1 rRNA gene (running past one end of the window) is annotated in these 2,118 nt (G+C 56.9%); it reads right to left on the bottom strand.

Annotated elements, in window-relative coordinates:
• Positions 1-2,118 (bottom strand): 23S ribosomal RNA (locus tag AOJ26_RS17245) (its annotated part continues 898 nt past the right edge of the window); the annotation flags it as partial.

The following is a 2,118-nucleotide window of genomic DNA, read 5'->3' as shown; positions in this document are numbered from 1 at the left end:
AGGGGGTGGGAGTCCTCATCTCGAAGCAGGCTTCCCGCTTAGATGCTTTCAGCGGTTATCCCTCCCGAACGTAGCCAACCAGCCATGCCCTTGGCAGAACAACTGGCACACCAGAGGTTCGTCCGTCCCGGTCCTCTCGTACTAGGGACAGCCCTTCTCAAGACTCCTACGCGCACAGCGGATAGGGACCGAACTGTCTCACGACGTTCTAAACCCAGCTCGCGTACCGCTTTAATGGGCGAACAGCCCAACCCTTGGGACCGACTCCAGCCCCAGGATGCGACGAGCCGACATCGAGGTGCCAAACCATCCCGTCGATATGGACTCTTGGGGAAGATCAGCCTGTTATCCCCGGGGTACCTTTTATCCGTTGAGCGACGGCGCTTCCACAAGCCACCGCCGGATCACTAGTCCCGACTTTCGTCCCTGCTCGACCCGTCGGTCTCACAGTCAAGCTCCCTTGTGCACTTACACTCAACACCTGATTACCAACCAGGCTGAGGGAACCTTTGGGCGCCTCCGTTACTCTTTAGGAGGCAACCGCCCCAGTTAAACTACCCATCAGACACTGTCCCTGATCCGGATCACGGACCCAGGTTAGACATCCAGCACGACCAGACTGGTATTTCAACGACGACTCCACACCCACTGGCGTGGCTGCTTCAAAGTCTCCCAGCTATCCTACACAAGCCGAACCGAACACCAATATCAAACTGTAGTAAAGGTCCCGGGGTCTTTCCGTCCTGCTGCGCGAAACGAGCATCTTTACTCGTAGTGCAATTTCACCGGGCCTATGGTTGAGACAGTCGAGAAGTCGTTACGCCATTCGTGCAGGTCGGAACTTACCCGACAAGGAATTTCGCTACCTTAGGATGGTTATAGTTACCACCGCCGTTTACTGGCGCTTAAGTTCTCAGCTTCGCCACACCGAAATGTGACTAACCGGTCCCCTTAACGTTCCAGCACCGGGCAGGCGTCAGTCCGTATACATCGCCTTACGGCTTCGCACGGACCTGTGTTTTTAGTAAACAGTCGCTTCTCGCTGGTCTCTGCGGCCACCCCCAGCTCACCGAGTAAATCGGATCACCAGTGATGGCCCCCCTTCTCCCGAAGTTACGGGGGCATTTTGCCGAGTTCCTTAACCATAGTTCACCCGAACGCCTCGGTATTCTCTACCTGACCACCTGAGTCGGTTTAGGGTACGGGCCGCCATGAAACTCGCTAGAGGCTTTTCTCGACAGCATAGGATCATCCACTTCACCACAATCGGCTCGGCATCAGGTCTCAGCCTTATGTGATCCGGATTTGCCTAGATCACGGCCTACACCCTTACCCCGGGACAACCACCGCCCGGGATGGACTACCTTCCTGCGTCACCCCATCACTCACCTACTGCAAGTCTGGTTCGTCGGCTCCACCACTCCCCTTTGCCCGAAGGCTCCGGGGCGGCTTCACGGACTTAGCATCGCCTGGTTCGATGTTTGACGCTTCACAGCGGGTACCGGAATATCAACCGGTTATCCATCGACTACGCCTGTCGGCCTCGCCTTAGGTCCCGACTTACCCTGGGCAGATCAGCTTGACCCAGGAACCCTTAGTCAATCGGCGCACACGTTTCCCACGTGTGTATCGCTACTCATGCCTGCATTCTCACTCGTGAACCGTCCACCACTGCCTTCCGGCGCAGCTTCACCCGGCACACGACGCTCCCCTACCCATCACAGCGGGCGTTGGCCCTCATGCTGCAATGACACGACTTCGGCGGTACGCTTGAGCCCCGCTACATTGTCGGCGCGGAATCACTAGACCAGTGAGCTATTACGCACTCTTTCAAGGGTGGCTGCTTCTAAGCCAACCTCCTGGTTGTCTCTGCGACTCCACATCCTTTCCCACTTAGCGTACGCTTAGGGGCCTTAGTCGATGCTCTGGGCTGTTTCCCTCTCGACCATGGAGCTTATCCCCCACAGTCTCACTGCCGCGCTCTCACTTACCGGCATTCGGAGTTTGGCTAAGGTCAGTAACCCGGTAGGGCCCATCGCCTATCCAGTGCTCTACCTCCGGCAAGAAACACACGACGCTGCACCTAAATGCATTTCGGGGAGAACCAGCTATCACGGA

Origin of the sequence: Streptomyces sp. NRRL B-24085 (assembly GCF_001282115.1) — a bacterium.
GTDB lineage: Bacteria > Actinomycetota > Actinomycetes > Streptomycetales > Streptomycetaceae > Streptomyces.
Note: the sequence above shows the minus strand (reverse complement) of the source record. Positions and strands in the feature narration are given on the sequence as shown.